Origin of the sequence: Streptomyces sp. WAC05292, assembly GCF_003949955.1 — a bacterium.
Classification (GTDB): Bacteria; Actinomycetota; Actinomycetes; order Streptomycetales; family Streptomycetaceae; genus Streptomyces; species Streptomyces globosus.
This window is the reverse complement of record NZ_RPSE01000725.1, coordinates 1-1333: the sequence shown is the minus strand read 5'-3', so window position 1 is coordinate 1333 and position 1333 is coordinate 1. Positions and strand designations below refer to the sequence as shown.

At 77.6% G+C, this 1333-nt stretch carries 1 protein-coding gene and 1 pseudogene; both read left to right on the top strand.

The features are described 5' to 3' along the window. Window positions 1-418 precede the first annotated feature (418 nt). Entirely contained in the window at window positions 419-604 is a 186-nt protein-coding gene (locus tag EF903_RS32650) for a hypothetical protein (protein WP_125548539.1), read from the top strand. 228 nt (window positions 605-832) lie between these two features. Continuing rightward, window positions 833-1333 (top strand): annotated as a pseudogene (locus tag EF903_RS32645) (hypothetical protein); the annotation flags it as partial.

The following is a 1333-nucleotide window of genomic DNA, read 5'->3' as shown; positions in this document are numbered from 1 at the left end:
CCCCCGCATCGCACCCCCGCCCCACGTCAACGCCCTTGTCCGGGGCGGGGATTGAGGGGCCGTCGGACCGGGCGGCGCCCGGGGCGGCCCGGAGGGCGTACGCGTGCGCCGGGCGCACCGCGGGGGCGATCACAGTGCACCCGGTCCGGGGACCCGCATGTGCGGGGAGTGACGGAAGTGAGCGAACTCACCACGCTGTGGTCATCCCCCTCAGGGAAGACCCCCACGAAGGGGAGGCGGCCTCCAACCAGGGGAGTACACGCAGCCCGCCCCGTCATCCTCCCGGAGGCCTGCCAATGGGTACGCGGGCAGGACGCCGCGTGCCCCCGCCGTGCCTAGTGTGGTGGTCATGCGGCGGGCGCACTCTCGTCCCCCGAGGTCACGCGCCCGCCGCATCCAGACGACAGGGAGAGGGGCCATGGCGGACACGGCACGGCACGGGCGCAAGGCATTCGCGTTCCACGCCCCCGAGTCCGGTACGCGCCACCCGCTGGTGGCCGCGGCCATGGTCCTCCCCCTGGCCGCCCTCCTGCTCTTCCTCTTCGGGGGGTTCGAGCAGGTGGCGGCGCAGGCGTCGTCCGTGGGCGCGATGCTGGGGCGCTGAGCGGCGCCCGCCCGGGAGAGCGGCCCGGGCAGGGGGCATCGGCCCGCCGAACCCCGTGGGGACGGGGGAGCGGCGGACGGCAGGTGAAGGGTGCTGCCCGTACGACTGGGGAGTCGTACGGGCAGCACGCTCTTTTGCCCTCCCGCCGTGCCGCGGTTGCCGCCGCGGCGTTCCGTAACCTGCTGTGCGAGGGCCGGTGGCCCAGCGACGCACAGGCGGGGAGCAGCGATGAACCAGGAGCACGCCGCCCGGCGCCTCGGGAAGGGAGCGGTGCCCGCCCCGGCCGCACCGCTGCCCGCCGCACTGGCCGCGTACGCCACCGGCGAGCCGGAGCCCGCCTACCAGCTCCTCGCCGAGCGCGAGGACGGCACCGTCGTGCGCTGCGGGCAGCTCGTGGCCAAGGCGCACGCCGCCGACAGCGACCCCGAGGAGCTGGCCGTCCGGATGCGGATCGCCGCCGACCGGGCCCTCGCGGGGGTGCTGCTCCCGCCGCTGCGGCCGGCGGCGGGACTGCTGCGGGGCCGGCCGGTGTCGCTGTGGCCGTACGGGGACCCGGTCGACGCCGAGCGCCCGGAGGACGCCCCGTGGGAGGCGGCCGCGGAGCTGCTGGCGGCCCTGCACCTGGTCCCGCTGGCGGCCCTGCCCGGGCCGCTGCCCGCCATGCGGGGTCCGGCGAAACTGGCGCGGGCCCTGCGCCGGCTGGCCCGCGCGGGCCAGCCGGCGCAGGGC

What these genes read in the sequence shown, in the direction of transcription:
- EF903_RS32650 (WP_125548539.1), top strand. Translation starts at nt 419, where the DNA reads ATGGCGGACACGGCACGGCACGGGCGCAAGGCATTCGCGTTCCACGCC.